Origin of the sequence: Corallococcus sp. 4LFB (assembly GCF_046520365.1) — a bacterium.
GTDB lineage: Bacteria > Myxococcota > Myxococcia > Myxococcales > Myxococcaceae > Corallococcus > Corallococcus caeni.
Window position 1 is genome coordinate 1 of the sequence record NZ_JBKGHJ010000099.1, and the last position, 19996, is coordinate 19996.

21 protein-coding genes are annotated in these 19996 nt (G+C 71.0%); 7 read left to right on the forward strand and 14 right to left on the reverse strand.

Annotated features, from left to right (window positions below; translation table 11 throughout):
* Positions 1–89: 89 nt before the first annotated feature.
* Positions 90–1112, reverse strand: a complete 1023-nt coding sequence (egtD, locus tag ACLEQD_RS13385; protein ID WP_410384129.1) for an L-histidine N(alpha)-methyltransferase — start codon at positions 1110–1112, stop codon at positions 90–92.
* Positions 1113–1119: 7 nt separating this feature from the next.
* Positions 1120–2454, reverse strand: coding sequence for an ergothioneine biosynthesis protein EgtB (gene egtB / locus ACLEQD_RS13390; RefSeq protein ID WP_410384131.1), 1335 nt, complete (start codon positions 2452–2454; stop codon positions 1120–1122).
* Positions 2455–2777: 323 nt separating this feature from the next.
* Between egtB and ACLEQD_RS13395 the strand changes: the two genes are divergently transcribed.
* Positions 2778–3167 (forward strand): response regulator, encoded by a 390-nt coding sequence (locus ACLEQD_RS13395; RefSeq protein ID WP_253895942.1) that lies wholly within the window; start codon positions 2778–2780, stop codon positions 3165–3167.
* A gap of 12 nt (positions 3168–3179) precedes the next feature.
* Here the strand turns inward: ACLEQD_RS13395 and ACLEQD_RS13400 are convergent, their stop codons facing one another.
* On the reverse strand, positions 3180–3449 hold the full coding sequence (locus ACLEQD_RS13400; protein WP_410384133.1) for a hypothetical protein: 270 nt from the start codon (positions 3447–3449) through the stop codon (positions 3180–3182).
* 310 nt (positions 3450–3759) lie between these two features.
* Here ACLEQD_RS13400 and ACLEQD_RS13405 point away from each other — a divergent pair, with 310 nt between their 5' ends.
* The 3 genes from ACLEQD_RS13405 (at position 3760) to ACLEQD_RS13415 (ending at position 5311) form a co-directional block, all read left to right on the forward strand.
* A complete protein-coding gene (locus ACLEQD_RS13405; protein ID WP_410384135.1) occupies positions 3760–4269 on the forward strand; it encodes a hypothetical protein in 510 nt (169 codons plus the stop codon).
* Between the two features lie 150 nt (positions 4270–4419).
* The gene (locus ACLEQD_RS13410) at positions 4420–4800 is read left to right on the forward strand and encodes a helix-turn-helix domain-containing protein (protein ID WP_171422232.1); all 381 of its coding nucleotides are present in this window, start codon (positions 4420–4422) and stop codon (positions 4798–4800) included.
* A gap of 28 nt (positions 4801–4828) precedes the next feature.
* Entirely contained in the window at positions 4829–5311 is a 483-nt protein-coding gene (locus ACLEQD_RS13415; RefSeq protein WP_410384138.1) for a cupin domain-containing protein, read from the forward strand.
* A 12-nt stretch (positions 5312–5323) separates the two neighbouring features.
* On the opposite strand, the gene ACLEQD_RS13420 is transcribed toward ACLEQD_RS13415, so the two are convergent.
* From ACLEQD_RS13420 to ACLEQD_RS13460, 9 genes are all read right to left on the reverse strand, one after another.
* Positions 5324–6046, reverse strand: coding sequence for an immunity 52 family protein (locus tag ACLEQD_RS13420; protein WP_410384140.1), 723 nt, complete (start codon positions 6044–6046; stop codon positions 5324–5326).
* 14 nt (positions 6047–6060) lie between these two features.
* Positions 6061–7404 carry a restriction endonuclease fold toxin 5 domain-containing protein gene (locus tag ACLEQD_RS13425; protein ID WP_410384142.1) on the reverse strand — a complete coding sequence of 448 codons (1344 nt, stop codon included), beginning with the start codon at positions 7402–7404 and terminating at the stop codon, positions 6061–6063.
* Between the two features lie 88 nt (positions 7405–7492).
* Positions 7493–10339, reverse strand: a complete 2847-nt coding sequence (locus tag ACLEQD_RS13430) for an Ig-like domain-containing protein (protein WP_410384144.1) — start codon at positions 10337–10339, stop codon at positions 7493–7495.
* Positions 10340–10597: 258 nt separating this feature from the next.
* A complete protein-coding gene (epsA, locus tag ACLEQD_RS13435; protein ID WP_410384146.1) occupies positions 10598–11398 on the reverse strand; it encodes an exopolysaccharide biosynthesis glycosyltransferase EpsA in 801 nt (266 codons plus the stop codon).
* 10 nt (positions 11399–11408) lie between these two features.
* Complete coding sequence (locus tag ACLEQD_RS13440) at positions 11409–11861, reverse strand: hypothetical protein (RefSeq protein ID WP_410384148.1); 453 nt, start codon at positions 11859–11861, stop codon at positions 11409–11411.
* Entirely contained in the window at positions 11858–13567 is a 1710-nt protein-coding gene (locus ACLEQD_RS13445; RefSeq protein WP_410384150.1) for a glycoside hydrolase family 44 protein, read from the reverse strand. Before ACLEQD_RS13445 ends, ACLEQD_RS13440 begins: the two co-directional genes overlap by 4 nt.
* Before the next feature lie 66 nt (positions 13568–13633).
* Complete coding sequence (epsC, locus tag ACLEQD_RS13450; protein ID WP_410384152.1) at positions 13634–14170, reverse strand: serine O-acetyltransferase EpsC; 537 nt, start codon at positions 14168–14170, stop codon at positions 13634–13636.
* A gap of 5 nt (positions 14171–14175) precedes the next feature.
* Positions 14176–15213 carry an exopolysaccharide biosynthesis glycosyltransferase EpsD gene (gene epsD, locus ACLEQD_RS13455; RefSeq protein WP_410384154.1) on the reverse strand — a complete coding sequence of 346 codons (1038 nt, stop codon included), beginning with the start codon at positions 15211–15213 and terminating at the stop codon, positions 14176–14178.
* Positions 15210–15731, reverse strand: a complete 522-nt coding sequence (locus ACLEQD_RS13460; RefSeq protein WP_410384156.1) for a hypothetical protein — start codon at positions 15729–15731, stop codon at positions 15210–15212. Before ACLEQD_RS13460 ends, epsD begins: the two co-directional genes overlap by 4 nt.
* A gap of 172 nt (positions 15732–15903) precedes the next feature.
* Here ACLEQD_RS13460 and epsE point away from each other — a divergent pair, with 172 nt between their 5' ends.
* On the forward strand, positions 15904–17130 hold the full coding sequence (gene epsE, locus ACLEQD_RS13465; RefSeq protein ID WP_410384158.1) for an exopolysaccharide biosynthesis GT4 family glycosyltransferase EpsE: 1227 nt from the start codon (positions 15904–15906) through the stop codon (positions 17128–17130).
* Positions 17131–17133: 3 nt separating this feature from the next.
* On the opposite strand, the gene ACLEQD_RS13470 is transcribed toward epsE, so the two are convergent.
* On the reverse strand, positions 17134–17826 hold the full coding sequence (locus tag ACLEQD_RS13470) for a hypothetical protein (RefSeq protein ID WP_171419363.1): 693 nt from the start codon (positions 17824–17826) through the stop codon (positions 17134–17136).
* Between the two features lie 661 nt (positions 17827–18487).
* Here ACLEQD_RS13470 and ACLEQD_RS13475 point away from each other — a divergent pair.
* Positions 18488–18904 (forward strand): RNA polymerase sigma factor, encoded by a 417-nt coding sequence (locus ACLEQD_RS13475; protein ID WP_410384160.1) that lies wholly within the window; start codon positions 18488–18490, stop codon positions 18902–18904.
* Positions 18901–19035, forward strand: a complete 135-nt coding sequence (locus ACLEQD_RS13480; RefSeq protein ID WP_410384162.1) for a hypothetical protein — start codon at positions 18901–18903, stop codon at positions 19033–19035. The genes ACLEQD_RS13475 and ACLEQD_RS13480 overlap by 4 nt, the downstream gene beginning before the upstream one ends.
* A gap of 10 nt (positions 19036–19045) precedes the next feature.
* Here the strand turns inward: ACLEQD_RS13480 and ACLEQD_RS13485 are convergent.
* The coding region (locus tag ACLEQD_RS13485; RefSeq protein WP_410384164.1) for a mechanosensitive ion channel family protein at positions 19046–19996 on the reverse strand (951 nt) is incomplete at its 5' end.

Sequence of the window (19996 nt, forward strand, 5' to 3'; positions counted from 1 at the left end):
CCGCGGCACCCGTCGTCCCCCGGCTTCGGGCCCGGGCCCGGCGCGCTTGAAGCAGCGCCGGGCGGCCCCTCCTCCCAGCAGCTCCGGGTTCAGCGCTTCATCGCCAGCGACAGCGCGAAGTCCCCCTCCGCGTCCGTCCACCACGCGGCTAGGTCGAGGCCCGCGTCGCCAAGCTCCGCCTGCACCTGCTCGCGACAGAACTTGCAGCTCACCTCCGTGCGCAGACATTCGCCTTCCGCGAAGTCCACGCGCCGGCCCAGGTCCTCCAGCCACACGGACTGGGCCTTGCGCGAGATGAGCCGCATCTCGATCCACTTGTTCGCCTCGTCGAACGGGGCCAGGTGCTCGAAGGCCTCCGGGTCGAAGTCCGCCTTCAATTCGCGGTTGAGCACGCGCAGCACGTTGCGGTTGAAGTCCGCCGTCACGCCCGCGCTGTCGTTGTAGGCGGCGAAGAGGCGCTCGCGGTCCTTGATGAGGTCCGTGCCCAGCAAGAGCCCGTCCCCCGGCTTGAGCCCCGACGCCAGCTCGCGCAGGAACAGCGCGCGCTGCGCGGGCTTCAGGTTGCCGATGGTGCCGCCCAGGAAGGCGATGAGCCGCCGGCCGCCGCCCGGGATGCGGCCCAGGTGCTGCTCGAAGTCGCCCACCACCGCGTGCACGGCGATGCGCGGGTACTCGCGCGAGAGGTTCTCCGCCGCCTTGCGCAGGAAGGCCTCGCTCACGTCGAAGGGCACGAAGCGCTGGAGGTGCCCGGCCGCGTCCATGGCGTCCAGCAAGAGGCGCGTCTTCTCACTAGTGCCGCTGCCCAGCTCCACCAGCGTGTCCGCGCCGCTCAGCCGCGCGACGTCGTCCGCGTGGGCGTGCAGGATTTCGCGCTCGCGGCGCGTCGGGTAGTACTCCGGCAGGCGGGTGATGTCGTCGAAGAGCTGGCTGCCGCGCTCGTCGTAGAGCCACTTGGGGCTCAGCTCCTTGGGCCCGCGGCACAGCCCCTCCAGCACCTCCGCGCGCAGCGCGCGCAGCGCGTCCCCGGGCCTCACGTGCACGTCCACCGTCACGCCCGGCACCGAGCCGCCGTCCGCGACGCGCGCCTCGCCCTGCTCCGTCCTCATCCTCATGCGACCCTCACCTCACGTTCCGTGCACAGCGAAAGCCGGCGAAGATCTGCCGGCGGATGGGGAAATCCCAGTTGCGGAAGCTGTTGCGCACCGCGACCGGCGCGCTCGCCCAGGCGCCGCCCCGCAGCACCTTGGACGTGTCGCCGAAGAAGACCTCCGAGTACTCGCGGTACGGAAAGGCCCGGAAGCCCGCGTACGGCTGGAAGTCGCTGGCGGTCCATTCCCAGACGTCGCCCAGCAGGCCCCAGACGCCGTCCGCGCTGCCGCCCAGGGGGTGGCTGCCCACGGGCGACGGGCCCCAGCGCGTCCCGCCCAGGTTGGCGTGCGCGTCCGTGGGCGCGGCGTCCCCCCAGGGGTGCGCGCGCGCGACGCCGTCACTGCCCTGCGCGGCCTTCTCCCACTCGGCCTCCGTGGGCAGGCGCTTGCCGGCCCACCGCGCGTACGCGTCCGCCTCGTACCAGGACACGTGCTGCACGGGTTCGTCCCTGGGCAGCGGCTCCAGCGTGCCGAAGCGGCGGCGCAGCCAGACGTGCTTCCCCCGCGGGCTCCAGAAGAGCGGGTGGCGGATCCGCTCCGCTTGAACCCACGCGAAGCCTTTCGGATCCCACCAGCGCGCGTCCTCGTAGCCGCCGGACTCCACGAACACGAGGAAGTCCCCCGTGGTGACGGGGTGCGCGTCCAGGAGGAAGGGCGCCACGTCCACGGCGTGCCGGGGGCGCTCGTTGTCGTAGGCCCACGCGCCGTCGCTGCCCAGGTGCACCGGGCCGCCCGGGATGAAGACCTCGTGCTGGGGCACCGCGCCGGGCTGGGGGCGGGGCGCCTCCAGCGGGCGGTACTCCACCTGCGTCATCAGTTGCAGCGTGGCGGCCAGCGTCTCCGCGTGCTGCTGCGCGTGCTGCGCCACCATGCCGAAGACGAAGCCGCCGTGGAGCAGCGGATCCGCGCTGGCCTCGGGCAGCGTCTCCAGGTGCGCGGCCACCGCCTCGCGCACGCGGGTGGCGTAGGCCCAGGCGGCCTCCGGCTCCAGCAGCGGCAGCGCGGCGCGGGTGCCGCGCGGGTGGCGGAAGGCGTCGTAGATGGCGTCGAACGCGGGGTCGGTGAAGGCCCTGGCCCCCAGCGCGCGCAACAGCCACTGCTCTTCATAGTTGGCCACGTGGGCCACGTCCCAGACCAGCGGGGACATGAGCGGCGAGTGCTGCCGCATCAGCTCCGCCTCCGGCAGCGGCGCGAGCATCGCCTGGATGCGTTCGCGCCCCGCCTCCAGCTCCCGCCAGGCACGGGCCTTCCAGGGCGTGGCCTCGCGGACACGGGGGATGGGTGGCTCCAGGCTCCTCAGCGACATGGTCGGCCCAAGGTAGGAAGGGGCTCCGGGGCCCGCTAACCCCCCGGGCTCCCCTGGTGGGAGGAACCCGTGAGGGAGCACACGTTTGCGAGCCTGCTTCCCCTTCGGGATGCCCCGGAGTCCTAACCCCGGGGGCGAAAGCTGGCGGTGAATGATGGACCCGAGGGTTCGTTTTTGCCCAAACGATGCCGCCGGAGCAAGGGCCCTGGACCTCCCGGAGTGGCCGCCCCGGGCACAGGGGGGTCATCCTCCGGGGTCGGCATCTGTCCACCAGTGGTCGGGGTTTTCCGGGAAGGCGTGTCCGTATGGGGGAGGGGGTCTCTATGCTGCGGGACATGGCCAAGCCCGTGCCGCACAAGCCCGTGCTCGTGGTGGAGGACGACGAGGATGCTCGCGCCGCCATCGCTGAAATCCTGGAAGCCGAAGGCTACGAGGTGGCCGTCGCCGCCAATGGCCGCGAGGCCCTGGACGAGCTCCAGCACCTGCCCGCGCCCAGCCTCATCCTCCTGGACCTGCGGATGCCGGTGATGGATGGCCCGGAGTTCCTGCGCCACCTGCGCGCGGACTGGCCCCGGCTCAAGGCCGTGCCGGTGCTGCTGCTGTCGGGCGTGGGCGTGGAGCCGCTGCCGGACACGGGCGGGCTGTTGAAGAAGCCCATCGTCCCGGACGAGCTGGTGGCCACCGTGGGGCGGCTGTCCGGCCGCACCGCCTGACGGACCCGGAGCTCAGCCCACCCGCGTCACCGCGAGCAGCGTGAGCGTGCTGGCGCGGGGGTCCCGCTCGTAGATCAGCTCCAGGCCGTGGCCCTCCACGCGGTGCCGCGCGGGTCCCGCCACCGAGTCGTGGTTCCTCGACCGCTCCGCCAGCCGCGCCAGGGTCTGCTGCAGGGCCTCGAACGCCTCCGAGGACATGCGCCCCACCTCCCGCCACGCGGGCGGCGCGTAGTGGACGCGGTAGGGCAGGACCAGGCGGTTTCTTGCGGAAGACTGGGACACGGGTTCGGTTCCTCGACGTGTCTCCACTCCTGCGAACGGCGTGCCCGCTCTCGGCTCCTGGGAATTCCGGGCACTTTCGCGACGGGTCATTCCGGACGGCTGAAGAAGTTACGGGCCCGTCCAATTCGTGGGGGAAGAAATGACTGCCCGTGCGGTAGGTCCGGGAGGGGGAGGGAGGGGCCTCGTCCGCCCGTCCGGGTGGGGCTGGGGCGGGCCACCGGTGCGAGGCGGCTGCCCCTTCCGCGGGGTGCGCAGCGTTGAACAGACGGGCCCGCTTCCGGCGCCCGCGCACCCCCGAGGAGGCACACCCATGGCGCCGAGGACTCCCACCCCCTGGTCGGTGACGAACGGGCTGCTGTTTGGCCTGGCTGCGGGCGTGTTGCTGGCGCTGGCGGAGACGGCGCTGGCGGTGGCTGCGGGCGAGGGGCCGCTCGTGCCGGTGCGGATGAGCGCGGCGGTGGTGCTGGGGCCGCCGGCCTTCACGCCGCAGGTGTCCACGGCGGTGGCGGTGGCGGTGGGGCTGGGGGTGCACCTGGTCCTCATGGCGGGCTGGGGCGTGGTGTACGCGCTGCTGGACGCGATGCTGCCGGTGGACGGGCGGGGGCGCTGGGAGTTCCAGGCGGCGGTGGGGATGCTCTTCGGCATCTTCGTGTGGCTGGTGGACTTCCAGCTGCTGGGGCGCGGCTACTTCCCCTGGCTGCTGAGCGTCCCGCAGTTCCTCCAGATTGTGTGGCACGCGGTGTTCATGGGGCTGCCCCTGGCGCTGCTGTTCACGGCGGCCGAGCGCCGGCGCTCGCCCGTGGCGGAGCCCACGCCCTGAGAGGGGCTCCGCCCTGCGCGGCCAGAGGAGGGCCGGCCCTGGTGGGAGGTGGGAAAAAACGCCAGAGGTAAGGTGACATGACCCGACCTTCAGGGTTATGCCCTGCGGCCGAGGCCATGGAGGCGCTTCGCACCGGGGACTGGCAAGGGCATGGACACTGAACTGGCGGGAATCCTCGGGGCGGCGGCGCGGACGGTGCGGGTGAAGCTGGGCCTGACGCAGGCGGACGTGGCGGACCGCATCGGCATGGCGTCGGAGGTGTACGGCCGGCTGGAGCGCGGCCACATGCTGCCGAGCGTGCAGAACCTGCGCCGCCTGTGCGTCGTCCTGAACATCCCGCCGCACGACCTGCTGGGGTTGGGGGACGAGTTCGCGGCGCCGCCGCCGAAGGAGAAGCCCCGGCCGCGCGGTGACGAGGAGGTGCCGGAGATGCGGCGGCTGATGCGCAACCTGCGGCGGCTGACGCCGGTGCAGCTGAAGCTGATGAACCTGGTGGCGTCCGCGATGCAGCAGCAGAAGAAGAAGCCCTGAGGGGGCGCGGCGTTAGACTGGGTCCACCATGGTCGAAGAGCTGGTGCGCAGGCTGGACCTCAAGCCCCACCCGGAGGGCGGATACTACCGGGAGACGTACCGGGCGGCGTTCCAGGTGCAGACGCTCCGGGGGCGCAGGTCCGCGGGGACGGCCATCTACTACCTGTTGCAGCGGGGGGAGTTCTCCGCGTGGCACCGGGTGGTGGGGGCGGACGAGCTGTGGCTGTTCCACGACGGCGAGCCGCTGGCGTTGCACCTGGTGCACGAGGACGGCCGGCTGGAGTCCCCGGTGCTGGGCCGGGACGTGACGCAGGGCCATCAGCCGCAGGTGCTGGTGCCGGCGGGGGTGCTGCAGGCGGCGGAGCCGCTGGGCGCGTACACGCTGGTGGGCTGCACGGTGTCGCCGGGGTTCGACTTCGCGGACTTCGAGCTGCCGGGCGCGGAGTCGATGGTGGCCCGCCACCCGGCGCACGAGGTGTTGCTGCGGCGGTTGTCGAAGCCCGGGCGCTGAAAGCGCGCGGCTTCAAGTGCCCCAGGGGCGCAGGGGCGTGAGCAGCCCCGCGGCCTGGAGGCGCGCCTGCACGTCCGCGGCGAGGGCGACGTGGGCGGGGTTGGAGGCGGAGAACTTCTCCTGCGTGAGGGTGATGAGCGTGCCCCGGTCCGGAAGGTGCTCCACCTGGACGGGGGAGGGCAGCGGGGGCACGGGCCCGCGGAAGTCGGCGAGGTAGGTGACCCAGCCGATGAAGGTGCCGGGCTCCGGGAACCGGCCCGCCGTGAGGAGTTCCCGATGCTCATGCGAGGTGGAGATGCCGAACTCCGGCTCCCACGCGAGCGCCATGGCACGCATCACTCGGGTCAGGACATGGGCTGTCAACACCCGCTCCGCGACCTGGCCCATGCTGTGACCGTCAAGCAGACAGGCGGAAGACATATGCGTCGCGGCGCTGCCGCAGTGGCCGATGACCTTCGACATCTCCTCTTCGTTCTCGCCAGCCCAGAGCCAGAAGCGGCTCATGTCCATGAACCGATTGGCCTTGGTCCCCAGGAGTTTGGAGAGGGTGGCCACGTCCGGAGCCACCTGTCGCTTTCGTGCCTTCTCGAACGACGCGGCCGTCTGGTGCCAGCGGTTCCACGAAGGCTCCAGGGTGCCCAACTCTTGGAGGAACGAACCCAGTCGGCGGGCGCAGGACTCGACGGGCTCCTGCCGGGCCAGCCAATAACAGCCTGAGTAGTACGTCTCCGTCATGATCCCAGAACCCCTTAGCGCACCGGAGGGTGGTGCACGACTTCGAAGGTCTTGTACCCGAGGCCTTCGAAGGCACGGCGAAGGAGCTGGGCGAAGCGCTCCTCCGCGACAATCCAGCGGACGCGCATTCCCTGGGCCAATGCGTATTGCCGCCCGGCTTGGGCAAGGACCTTGTCGAAGCCCCGGTAGAACTCCTTCAGGGTCATGTTGTCCTTGATGAACTTCGCATAGCCCTCACCCTTGGCCTCCAGCAGGAGGTCCTCCTTCGGGTCGAAGCCATCGAAGTCGACCTCCTCGTCCCCCTGCTTGATGCGGTACGCGGAGCCCTTCGGCGCTCCGGTCACCTGGGCCTGATAGTCGCGGGCGCGGTCGGACATCGACTCGTTCACCTGCACCCACTTGCCCGGTCCTCCCGAGCTGCTCGGAGGAGGCGGGCCCACCGTGGCCATGGTCATCGCCGTGGACGCGAGCGTCACCTCCACCACTCCGTCCACCACCGCCACCGCGCTCACGTCCAGCACGCGCGCCACGCTGAAGCCCGCCTGCGCCGAGCCCAACCGCACCGCGTCCGGGAAGCCCGGCATCAACGTGAGCGCGGATGACAGCCCCACCGTCACGCCGTGACTCACCAGCACCGTCACCGCGAGCACGAAGATGCGCGCCACCTCCGGTCCCAGGGCCTGCGCGAAGACTTCCGCCGCCTCCTCCAGCTCCTGGAACGTCTGTGCCCTGTCCGTCGCCGCCTTCAACGCGCCGCACGCCCGGACCACCGCAAGGAACGACTGCACCCCCACGTACGCCAGGAACACAGCGGCAATCACTGCGGCAACCTTGGTGAACACGGGCTCCGGTGCCGCGGCCAACACCACCCAGGACGCAATCGCTCCCGAGACCACGGACACGAAGAACGCCGGGTTCACCGTGTCCTCCAGCGCCTCCCCGATACTCGCGCGCAGCGGGTCCAGCGACATGCCTACCGCGAGCGTCAGCCGGTCCAGTTCGCCGAAGCCCGCGCCGTCCTCCAGCAACGACAGACAATCCCCCGGAGCCTCGTGCGCCCGGCACCACCGCCCGTACCGGTCCCGCAGCATGAACCCAAGTCCCCGGTCCAACTCCGCGCCCTTCCTGGCCACCGCGCGCACCACCCTCGGTGAGCGCACCATCAGCGGCACCTCCAGCACCAAGCGCGCCAGCGCCTCCTCGAACTCCCGCGCGCTGACCGGCACCCGCCGGTCCCAGCTCACCGGCGCATACGTCCGAGTCCCCCGCTCCGTGCGCAGCCGCACCGTGGGCCCACCGGCACAGCCCGTGAGCAGCACGAACAACAACATCCACACGCCGGCCCTGTGTGCGTCCATGCGGCCCATGACACCCCCAAAGACAACGGGGCGGAAGGCCCTCTCGGACCTCCCGCCCCGCTGGGGCACCGCCGTCAATGGCAGACGGTTAGTTGTTCTTCACCGTGAAGCTGAAGCTCTGGATGACGAAGTTGTCCACCGCGTCCGTCATCCACACGTCCACCGTGTGCGTGCCATCCAGCAGTTCGCGGGTGTCCAGCTCCGCGATCCACGTGCCGTTCGACTGGAGCGTGCCGGCGCGGATGCCTGACCCGTCCCGCGTGAAGGCCACGTTCTTGATGCTGCTCAGCGCGTCCGTCACCCGCGCCGTCAGCGTCACCACGCCGCCCACCGTGCTGCCCGGCGCCGGCGTCAACAGCGTCGCCACGGGCGCCTGCGTGTCGTAGCGCACCGTGCGCGTCACGCGCGTCGTGCGGCCCGCCTCGTTCGTCGCGTCGATGGTCAGCGTGTTCACGCCCGACGCCAGCGTCACCGACGTCTGGATTTCACCGCCGCCGCGCGGCAGCTGGAACATCTGGCTGCCCAGCTTCACCGTCGTGGCGGACACGGACGACACGCGAATCACATACGGCAGCGTGTTGTTCGCGCGCGGCCCGAACGTGGCGCCGTCCGCGGGGTCCGTCGTCACCGTGGGCGTGCCGGAGTCCACGAACACGTGCACCACGGCCTCCGTCACGTTGTTCGCGGAGTCCGTCGCGCGCACCAGGATGCCCTGCTCGCCGAAGTTCGGCAGGCTCACCGGGTGCGTCACCGAACCGGTGCCGAACTCCAGCAGCGTGGTGTTCACCCACTGCGTCTGCACGCGGGTCGGCGTCCGGTCGTCGATGAGGCTCGTCACGTCCACCAGCCCGCCCACCACCTGGCCCTGCGCCGGGGACTGGATGGTGATGACCGGCGGGACGCGGTCCACCGTCAGGTTGATCTGCTTCGTGGTGACGCCGCCCAGGCTGTCGCGGCCCGTGAGCTGGATGATGTTCGGCCCCTCGGACAGCTCCACCGGGGTGAAGACCAGCCCGCCGCTCAGCTCGGGGTTCACCACCACCGGCGCGCCGCCGTTCACGATGAACGCCGCGTAGGTGATGACCGCGCCGTTGGTGGCCGGCTTCACGAAGCCCCACACGGACAGCGTCGTCTCGCGGAGGAACGCGGGCTGGTTGCCCATGATGACCTCCGGCGGCGTGTACGGATAGGCATTGATGATCAGCGTCTGCGCCGCCGTGCTGCCCAGCAGGTTCTGGCTGTTCGGCTGCAACGTCACGCCGGAGTACACCGCGCGGTAGTCCTGCGCCCCCGTGGCGGTCCACGTGTCCGTCGCGATGCTCCACGGCAGGCTGAACACGCCGTCGCCGTTCGCGTCGTCATCCGCGCCAATCGCCACGCCCGCCACGAAGAAGGTCACCACGCCCTTCAGCGGCCCCGTCACCACGTTGTTCGACGCGTCCCGCACGCGCGCCGACAGCAGCGTCGCCTGGCCAATGGTCACCTGCGCGTTCGCCGCCGGCGTCAGGATGGCCGTCGTCGTCGCCACGCCCGTCACCGGAGGAGGCGGCGGCGTATACGTCTTCGCGCGAGCCGAAGCGGACACGCCCGGCGCGCCACCGGAGGCCGCCGTCACCGTGACCTCCGACAGGAGCGAGGGCAGCAGGTTCGCCGGCGCGCGCACCGTCAGCGTCACCGTGGACTCCGCGCCGGAGGCCAGGAACACCGTGGGGCGGCTCAGCGTGGCCGTCCAGCCGGGCAGGCCGCCCGCGGCGCTCAGCGTGTACGTGTCCGCCTGGTAGCCGTGGTTCTTCACCTTGAACGTGTAGGTCGTCTCCTGCGCGGCCGGGTCGTAGATGGGGAACATCTTCGTGTCCTCGCCCACCACGGACACCTCCACGCTGAAGTCGCCGAAGCACGCCAGGCCCAGCGACGCGAACGTCGTCGGGATGTCCGGCGTCGCCGTGCCCGAACCCCAGCTGCCGTCCGCCGCCTGGCGGGACTTCAGCCACTCGATGGCGTTGAACAGGCGCGCGTTGCTGGCCGGCTCCAGGCCCGCGAGGCACAGCGCGTACACGCCAATGCCCGTCGCGAAGTCGTTGGACGCCTCCGACGGCAGGTTGCCCCAGCCCTTGCCGCTCACCGCCGGCATGGCCACCAGCTGGTTCGCCAGCGTGGTGATGGCGGTGGTGTTCACGTTGCCCGTGCCCGCGCCCGCGGCCTTCAGGCCCACGATGGCCCACGACTTCTGGAACGTGTACGGCATGCCGTCACCGGTGCCGGACGTGTCGTTGTTGTTGAGGTTCGCGCGCAGGTACGCCGCCGCCTTGTCGATGGCCGCCTGGTATTGCGCCGCCTTCGCCGGGTCCACGCGCTGCTTGGCCTGCGACAGCGCGACGATGAAGCGCGCGGTCAGCGGCACGCTGCCGTGGTCCACCGGGAAGTTGATGTGGTCCTCCGGCCACCGGCCGCTGGCCTGCTGGATGCCCAGCGCCCAGTTGGCCGCCATCACCAGCGCGCTGCTGTACTGCGTGGACACGTACCGGTCGAAGCCCGCCAGGCCGAAGGACGCCCAGCTCGTCTTCTCGTTGGGGTACGCGCTGCCCACGTGCAGCCAGTTGCCCGCGGGCAGCTGGTCCGTCTTGATGCGCGCGCTCAGCAGGTCCAGGTTGCCCTGGATGGTGCGGCCGTTGGAGGTGGCCTGCGCCATGTTGTAGCCATTGGCCTTGGCGCTCGACAGGCCGAACACCGCCGCGCCCTGACGGTGGCACGCGATGCAGTTCTGCGACGTGGTCCAGTTGGCCACGTCCGCGCTGAGGAACTGGATGGCCTTCTGCGTGGCCTCCGTGTTGGTGGCGGCGCTGGCCGGCGCGCTGAAGGCGGACAGCAGCAACGCCGCGAACACGACGAGTCGCGCCGCCCAACGGGGCGACGAACGGGAGACAGCGGATGACATGGGGGAACGTCCAGGGGCCTACGGGTGGGCACACCCCGGACGCGGGAGGCCGCTGCCCAGCGCACACCCCGGCCCGTCCGCCCACGCTTCACCTCAGCGCCCCGGCGTGCGGAACCCGCGTCTGACTGGAAGAAGCACCCCGCGAAAGGCGTGCGGGGCAAGAATACTCAAGCTTGGCTGTAACTGTCCAGAGAGGGGAAAAGCGCCTCAGCCTTAGAAATCAAGGGCATACGGCCAGTCATGCGAGTCCTCCAGGACTCAGCCTTCCTGTGAGCCCCGGGTGCGCTTCCACAGCTCGCGCAGGAGGATCACCCCGAACTGGGAGTCATTGAGGATGTAGCGGCGCCACAGGCGCTTGGGCTCGTGGGTGAGGCGGTAGAGCCACTCGAAGCCGGCCTTGGCGATCCACTCGGGGGCGCGCTTGGCGGTGCCCGCGATGAAGTCGAACCCCGCGCCGATGCCGATGGCCACCGTGGGGCCCAGCTTCTGGGCCACCTGGGAAATCCACACCTCCTGCTTGGGGCTGCCCAGCGCGACGAAGAGCAGGTGCGGGTCCTGCTCCCGGATGCGCGCGACGATGGGGTCGTTCTGCGCGTCGCCCGCGTCCAGGTTCACCATGGGCGAGTCCCAGCCCACCACTTCGATGCCGGGGTACTGCGCCTGGAACTGCCTGCCCACCTTCTCCGCGACGCCCGGGCCCGCGCCCAGCAGGAAGATGCGCCACTTGCGCTCGGCGCCCAGCTTCACCAGCGGGAGGATGAGGTCGGAGCCGGCGATGCGCTCCGGCAGGGACACGTCCAGCATGCGCGACGCCCAGACGATGGGCATGCCATCCACCACCGAGATGGTGGCCTTGGAGTACGCGTCGCGGAAGCGCGTGTTCGTCTCCGCCAGGACGACGTGGTCCACGTTGGCGGTGAAGACGTAGCCGCCCTGGTGCGCGTCCACCAGCTCGCCAATGGCCGTGATGGCCTGGGGGAAGGTGAGCTGGTCGATGGCGAGCTGGCCGATGTTCAGGCGCGGGCGGGAGGCGGCGGCGGGGGCGTGTGCGGTGGTCAAGGCGTCGTCTTCACTTCACCGTGAGGTCCAGCACGGTGATGGAGTAGGGGGGAAGGCGTTGGGACAGGGCCTGCTCGGCCTTCTTGCCGGTGGCCTGTTCGGTGAAACCGCCGGGCGCGCCCGAGTACCCCAGGACGCGCACGGTGTTGAGCGAGCCGCAGCCCTTGAACTCCAGCTGCGCCTGGGCGGGCTGCTCGGGGTCGAAGTTGAGCAATACGGCCGTGAGCTTCTTGCCGGACGCGTCGCGGGACGCGAAGAGGCTGGTGCCCTCCGGCGCGGTGGTGGACAGGCCGTTGTCCTGGAAGCGGCCGCCCTTGCCGTCGAAGTCGCGGTACGCGCGGAACGCCCAGAACGTGGGGCTGTTCTCCGCGGGGTACTGCCAGAAGAACGCGGACGTGAGCCCCTGCTGCCCGAAGCGGCCCAGGGCCTCCGCCTGCGCCAGGCCCCCGCTCATGTGCTTCATGGCGCCGAAGTTGTACTCGCCAATGGACAGGCCCGGCCGGGGTAGTTCTCCGAAATCCACTGCTTCACGCGCGGAATCAGCTGGATGGGCTCGGCGATCCAGGACTCGTCCTTGTAGGTCGGGTCCCACAGCGCGCGCGTGGAGCGGATCCGCCGCGCGTTGGTGTCCGGGTCGGTGGCGCCTTCCATGCCCAGGCCCACGTTGCTCTGCGGGTAGAAGTGCACGTCCACCACGTCCAGCAGGCGCACGCCGGTCTTCTTCTCGTAGTCGCGCAGCTCGCGCAGGTACCAGGGCAGGAGGGGCACGTCGCCGTGGGCGCGGCGGTCGGTGTACGGCGGGCGGCCGGGGGCGAAGTCCGCGGCGGACCAGAAGTAGTTCGTCCAGCCCCACTCCGCGGGACCGGCGATGACCGCTTCGGGATCCGCCTTCCGCACGGCGCTGCCGTAGTCGATGGTGCGCTTGAGCAGCTCGTCGTAGGTGAGCGGTTCGGGGTGCACGTCCCGGTGCGTGGAGCTCCAGAGGGCGGGCTCGTTGTCCAGGATGTACATGTTCACGCCGCGTTTGGCGGCCTTGAGCGACTTCACCCACTCGCCAATGAACTCCGGCGGGGCCTGGACGCTCGTCGTGGTGGGCGCGCCGGGGACCAGGGGCGTGCCGTCGCGGCGCACGCCGTTGCCGCCCGCGGGCTCCGTGTCGTCCTGGGCCTGCTGCGGGCCGAACTCGGCCACCGGGAAGCCCACGGAGGACGTGTCCTTGGCCACCCAGCCAATCAGCGGCAGCGTGAGCGCGGACTGGACGTTGTGCTGACGGTTGGACTCCAGGAAGTCCTCCGCGCCGAAGCCCAGCTGCACGTTGCGGAAGTACCAGTCGTTGCCGGTGTTCCACGCGCGCCCCAGCTTCCAGTTGTAGCGGGACGTGGGGTTGCCGCCCCAGCGGCGGATGGTGGCGCCCAGCTTCCACTGGTGCGTGTCCGTGGTCTCCTTGTTGCCGTCCAGCGCGATGCCGTAGATGAGCGGGCTGATGGGCTTGGACGGCGCGGTGCAGTCGATGACCATCTTCGACTCGCGGCCGTCGCCCCGGCCCACGCGCCCTCCGCCCGCGGCCCGGGCAGCGGCGACGTCCGGCGACAGCGGCACCAGAGCCACCTTGTCGAAGAGCACCCAGTCCCGGGCCACCTCCTTCGACGCGCGGAACACCAGGCGGTCGAAGGGCTCACTGCGCGGGTTGAGGACCTCCATGGGGACGACGACCTCCGCCCACTCGCGGTCCTTCTTGACGATGAACTCCGGGCTGATCCGCACGTGCGGGAACGTGGCGGCGCCGGGGGCGTCCAGGCGCACGTCCAGGAACTCGCCGTAGGACTCCGGGGCGGTGAAGCGGAAGCGCAGCGCGCCGTACGCGCCCGGGAGCTTGGGCCGGTAGAGGATCCACCCGCCGTAGTTGAACATCCGCAGGCGCGCGGGCGCGCCCTTGGGAAGCTCGCGCGGCGCCCAGCCGATGTCCTTCCACCCGGCCTGGAGGCCACCGTCGTAGACGGCCACCGTGTCCGTGGGGGCGGGCTGCGCGGCGGTGTCCTTCGAGGGAGCGGCGTCCTTCGCGGCGGTGTCCTGCTGCTGCGCCATCGCCACGCCCGCGCCGCTGCCCAGCACCGCGCAGGTGAGGATGACGGTGCGCTTCCACCGCGCGTGCTTCGCCCTGTCTGCCATGACCTTCTTCAACGCATCCCCCGGAACGAACCCGGCACAGCGGATCCACTTGAAACAGCGAGACGGCTACAGCGGGACCTCGTCCTGGTCCTTGCGCGGGAAGATGCGCGCGGGGATGCCCACCGCGACGCTGTCCGGCGGCACGTCCTGGAGCACCACGGCGTTCGCGCCAATGCGCGACCGCGCGCCAATCCGCACGGGCCCCAGGATGCGGGCGCCCGCGCCAAGCCAGACGTCGTCCTCGATGACCGGGTAGCCGTTGTCCTTGGCGGTGCCCACGGTGTTGTTGCCGTAGAAGCGCACGCGGTCGCCGATGCGCGCGTCCCCGCCGATGACGACGCCCAGGCTGTGCACGAAGTACACGCCCTTGCCCAGCGTCACGTCCTTGCCAATCTCGATGCCCATCACCGCCGTCTGGGCCACGCGCAGCACGTGGTTCACCAGCGGGATGTGCAGGGCGAGCGCCGCCTCCCGCGCGCGGTTGAGCGCGGTGATGCGGTACGAGTCGCTGGTCAGCACCACCTTGGCGATGGACTTCGCGTCCGACGAACCGGTGGCCGCCTTGGCCATCTCCAGCGCGTCCGAGATGAGGGCTCCGAACATGGCTTTCATCCTTGGGGGTTTCCCCGGCCCTGCAGGTAGCGAGCGACGCCCTTGGCCACGCCCCGCCAGCCGCCGGCCTCCGTGCGGGCGCCGCGCAGGTACTCCATGCCGTACGCCACGGAGGTGCCCGCGAACGCGGCGCCGGTGAGCCCCAGCTTGTCCGCGACGGTGGAGGCCTTCACCACGGCCTCCGTCAGCTTGCGGGACGCCTCCGGCGCCACCACCGCGGAGGCGAGCAGCGGGCGCGACAGCAGGTTCGTCTCGAAGAAGAGGCGCCAGGGGTTCACGCCCTTCACGTCCGGGTGCTTCACGGAGACGTGGGTGTCGAACATGCCGTAGCGGTGGGCGCGGCGGATCCACTTCTCGAAGCTGACGTGGTCGCTGCCGTGCAGCACGTAGGCGTCCGGCGCGAAGAGGAACGCGCAGCCGGCCTTCTCCAGGCGCACGCCCAGCTCCACGTCTTCCGACTGGCCCAGCGTCTTGTCGAAGCCGCCCACGCCCACGTAGTCCGCGCGGGGGAAGGACACGTTGCCCGTGTACAGGTGGTTGCCGCGCGCCTTCGCGCCGGGGACGGACAGCTCCTCCGCCATGCGGTTGTTGAGGTGCGCGTACCAGCGCTCGAACAGGGGCATCTCCCCGATTTCGGGGTCCGGGCTGATGCGGCCCAGCACCACGTTGCGCGAGCCCGGCGGGTGGTGCGCCAGGTGGCGCGCGAGGAAGTCGGAGGCCACCTGCATGTCGTCATCCGTGACGAGCACCGTGGTGCCCCGGGCGGCCAGCACGCCCCGGTGCCGCGCGGCGGCGGCGCCCGCGTTCGCTTGCACCTCCACGCGCAGGGTGTAGGGCAGCTTCAGGGCCAGGAGGGGGCCCTTCACGTCGGTGGCGGAGCCGTCGTCCACCACCACCACCTCGAAGTCCTCGGGCGGCAGCGTCTGGCCGGCCAGCTGCTGGAGCAGGCGGGTGATGAGGGGCAGCCGGTTGTACGTGGCGATGACGACGCTGAGCCGGGGGGCCGGGACAGCGGGGGAGTCGGAAGGGCTCATGGCTTCTTCTTCCTGGCGGCGTCGGCGCGCTTCTGCTTCTTCGTGGGACGCGGGAAGGTGACGCTGCCGGCGAAGCGGTCCTCGCCCACCAGCTCCAGGGTCTTCCGCGCGGAGCCGAAGTCCGTCTCGCCCAGCGTGACGACCATCAGGGCGGTGTCCGCGGCCAGGGCCAGCGGGAGGCTCGCCGGGTGGGTGAGGAGCGAGTCGATGACCACGATGACGCGCTCCCCCTGCTCCACGCGGCGGCGCACCTCCAGGACCATGCGCGGGGCGCCGGCGGGCTCGATGCCGGTGGCGTCCACCAGACGCAGGGGCGGCTCCGGGTAGGGCGACCCGGCCTCCATCAGCGCCTGGGCCGCGTCCAACGCGGGGGCGCCGGGGTGGGCGGGGACGACGACCAGGTAGGACCAGGCGCGGCGGTCCAGCGCGAACCACAGCCGCGACAGTTCCGGCGAGGGCACGGCGCTCGCGGGCGGGGTCTCCTCGGTGGGTGACGGGGGGCTCGAATCGGCGGACATGGGAGCGCGGACGGTATAACGCAATGAGGCGTCATGGCCCAACGACCCGGGCGGGCGGGCAGGCGAAGGAGCGCGCCGCCGGTCTGCTGTCACGCCTGACACCCCCGCCGGACCCCCGTGGCCCCCGCCGGGCCCGGGGAGCGAGGGGGACGCGGCGTGTTATGGATGGGGCGTGCAGAAGATCGGCTACCTGATTCCCGAGTTCCCCGGACAGACCCACATCTTCTTCTGGCGCGAGCTGCAGGCGCTGCCGGGGAAGGGGGTGTCGCCGGAGCTGGTGTCCACCCGTCCGCCGCCCGCGCGCATCATCAGCCACAGCTGGGCCCGCGAGGCCATGTCGCGCACGGAGTACCTGGCGCCGCCGCCGCCGCTGGGCGTGCTGCGGGCCGCGCTGGAGATTGCCCGGGCCATGCCCACGGGCTGGGCGCGGGTGCTGGCCTCCATCGCCCGGGCGGAGGGGCTGGACGCGAAGGGCCGCGCGCAGCTGGTGGCGTTCGCGGTGATGGGCGGCCGGCTGGCGTCGCTGGCGCGCGAGCGCGGCTGGACGCACGTGCACGTGCACTCCTGCGCCAACGCGGCGCACGTGGCCATGTTCGCGCACCTGTTGTCGGGGCTCACGTACAGCATGACGCTGCACGGGCCGCTGGACGACTACGGGCCGAACCAGCGGGAGAAGTGGCGGCACGCGAAGTTCGCCTTCGTCATCACGAAGAAGCTGCTGGCGGAGGTGCGCCAGGAGCTGGCCGGGAGCCTGCCGGACCGGATTGAGCTGGCGCCCATGGGCGTGGAGCTGTCGCGCTTCCAGCGCACGGTGCCCTACGCGCCGTGGTCCGGGGAGGGCCCGCTGCGGCTGTTCGCGTGCGGCCGGCTGAACCCGTGCAAGGGGCACGCGGACCTCATCGACGCGGTGGGGATGCTGCGCAAGAAGGGCATCGACGCGCGGCTGTCCATCGCGGGCGAGGACGAGGCGGGTGGCACCACGTACCGCAAGGTGCTGGAGGCGAAGCTCGCGCAGGACGGCCTCACGGACGCGGTGACGCTGCTGGGCGCGGTGAGCGAGGACGTGGTGAAGGACGGCATCCAGCGCTCGCACCTCTTCGCGCTGGCGAGCCTCCAGGAGCCGCTGGGCGTGGCCATCATGGAGGCCATGGCCATGCGCGTGCCGGTGGTGGTGACGGGCGCGGGCGGCGTGAAGGAGCTGGTGGACGACGACGTGGACGGCGTGCTGGTGCCGCCGCAGGCGCCCGCGGTGCTGGCGGAGAAGCTGGAGAAGCTGGCGAGGGATCCGGCCGAAGCGGTGCGGCTGGGCGAGGCGGGCCGCCGCAAGGTGGAGGAGCAGTTCAGCAGCGAGCGCAGCGCGGACATGCTGGCGCGGATGCTGGACGCGCGGGCGCCGTAGCCTTCAGCGCACGGCCTTCCAGAAGAAGAGGGCGGTGGCGCGCTTGTTCCGCTTGTCGCCCTGCCCGAAGTACGCGGTCGCCGAGTGCACGAAGTCCGCCCGGTAGACGATGAGGCGGTTGAAGACGTTCTCCACCTCCACGTCCTGCACCCACGCGTTCGCGGGCAGCTTCGTCACGCCGAAGGCCTGGGTGAGGTTGACGCAGCCGGGAGGGCAGGTGTTGCCGCCCAGGCCGCCGCTGGGGAGGCGCAGGCGGTAGAAGGACGTGCCCAGGTGCTTCGCGGGCGGCTTGGGGTGCAGGTAGATGACGCCCGCGAAGTCGCACAGCGCCAGCGAGTCCACGTGTGGCTTGGCGGTGGACTCCTTCTCCCCCACGAGCTGCACGTGGTTGTGGGACAGCGAGCCCTGCGCCGGGGCCTCCTGCTTGAGGGCGCGCACGCCGGCCTGCTCACAGATCCACCGCTCCACGGGGGCCAGCTCTTCGGGCGTGAGCGCGTGGGGCGCGCGGATGCCGGGCCAGATTTCCGGCCGCCACGGGGCGCCCATCGTCCAGTCCTCGCGGGCCAGGTTGCGCTCGTAGACCTCCAGCGCGTTGGGCAGGACGTCGTCCTTGATCCAGTAGTCCCGTCCCAGCTTCGGCTTCCGGTAGGGGAGCACGTCGCGAACGGCCGACTCGGGGCGCCGTGGTTCGAGCATGAGCGGTTGCCGCCTTCCTGCCCCGGCGGCCAGCGCCGGATCCGTATGGGGTGTGGGGCGGAGGATCCGGCACTGGCCGTGAGACAGGGGCGTGTCAGCAAGAACCCTGCCGTGTCTTCACGCGCGCACGGCGCACCGGGCCTGGGGCGTTCTGCCCCGTTCATGCGCGGCCCTGTCGGATCCGGGGCGTTTTGCCCCACGCGCACCCAGGCCGCCCGCGGTGCAGGACGACGTCAGCGTCACCGGCACCACAGCAGCAGGGGAACGACGGGGAGCAGACGCTTCATGGCACTCCAGGGAAACGAAGAGCCCGGAGCCTCCTGCATCCCTCCTGAAAACGCGCTCCCCCGAAAGGAGTAGGGCCACCCGTCCAGCGCGAACCGCCCGGCCATCACCCCCCGGGGCAGGTGCCCGCTGTTTCACGCGGAATGATCCGTGGAGCAATGCCCACGCGTGGAGCTGTCTGGAATCGCGCCGCCCCTGCCCCCGGTGGACACCTGAAAGACAGACACTGGATGCATTCGCGACAGCGGCGGCGGAAATCGCCGGGTGGGATAGGTTTTCCAGACACTCTTGGTAATTCCAGGAAAGGATGTACCTCCGTATTTGAAAACCTTTGTCATCATGGTCGTGCACGGAACGCGGCTCGGGGGGCACTTCCATGGCTGACAAAGAGATGCAGACGTTCGCGGCGCTGGTCATGCAGTTCCGTTCGGGGCTCTTGAAGCACGCGCAGCGCATCCTGGGGAACGCGGCGGACGCGGAGGACCTGGTGCAGCACGCGCTGGACGAGGCGTGGAAGGAGCGGCTGCACCTGCAGGGGGCGGAGGCCTTCCGGGCGTGGACGGGGCGGGTCATCAACACGCGGGCCATCAGCCTGTTGCGCCACCACCGGGCGGAGCAGCGCAAGGCGGTGAACGCGGGCTGGGTGACGGTGCTGGCGGACGACCCGCAGGAGGCCGAGGGCGGCGAGCTCTGGACCTTCATCCAGGAGAAGGACCTGCGCGAGGCGGTGGACCGCCTGCCGCCGCAGCAGCGGGAGGTGTTCCACCTGCGCGCGCAGGGCGCTCCTACGTGAGCATCGGCGCCCAGGTGGGCCGCTCCACGGGCACGGTGGGCTGGTGGCTCCACCAGGTGCGCGAACAGCTGCGCGAGCGGCTCCAGCCCATCGCGGAGGAGCGCAAGCTCTCCGTGGGCGCGTGGCGCTGAGCGCCGTCCGTCAGCGCTGGGGCTCCACGCGGGCGGTGTTGCGCGCGGGCAGCAGCGCCGGCCCCGCGGACTTCTCCTCCGGGAAGGACAGGGGCGTGGCCTCCGCGCGCAGCAGCGGCAGCCCGTGCGGCTGGGCCTGGAGGTAGGCCACCAGCTTCTCCCGCACCAGGCAGCGCAGGTCCCACGCCTTGCCCGCGTCCGAGCAGCTCACCAGGGCGCGCAGCTTCATGGTGCGCTCGCTCAGGTCCGTCACCTGGAGCCCCTGCGCCTTGCCGTCCCACAGCCCCTGCGACTCCTGCTCCAGGATGCGCTTCAACTCCGCGCGCACGCCGGCCACGTCCGTGCGGAAGTCCACGTACAGCTCCGCGGTGCCCAGGATGTCCGGCGACACCTTGCTCCAGTTCTGGAAGGGCTTCTCCAGGAACTGCGTGATGGGGATGACCAGCCGGCGCAAATCCCACACCTTCACGACGACGTAGGTGAGGGTTATCTCCTCGATCCACCCCCACTCGTTCTCGATGATGACCGTGTCGCCAATGCGCATGGGCTGCGTGATGGACAGCTGGATGCCCGCGAGCAGCGTGGACAGCGACTTCTGCGCGGCCAGGCCAATGGCCAGGCCCGCGATGCCCGCGGACGCCAGCAGCGACATGCCCACGTTGCGCACCGCCTCGAACTGGAGGAGCAGCAGCGACGCGGACACCAGCACCACCGCCACCTCCACCACGCGCCGCAGGATGGCCAGCTGCGTGCGCAGCCCGCGCACCCGCGCCACGTCCGTGCCCTCCGGCGACTGCGCGACCTTGGCCTCCACGAACAGCGCGGCCCGGGTGAGGAAGCGCAGCAGGAACAGCGCCGCCGCCACGATGATGACCGAGCGCGCCCCCAGGTCCACCGCCGCCTGCGCCGGCGGAGGCAGCTTGAGCGAGCCGCGGCGCCCGCCGCCGCCCCGAAGCCTCCC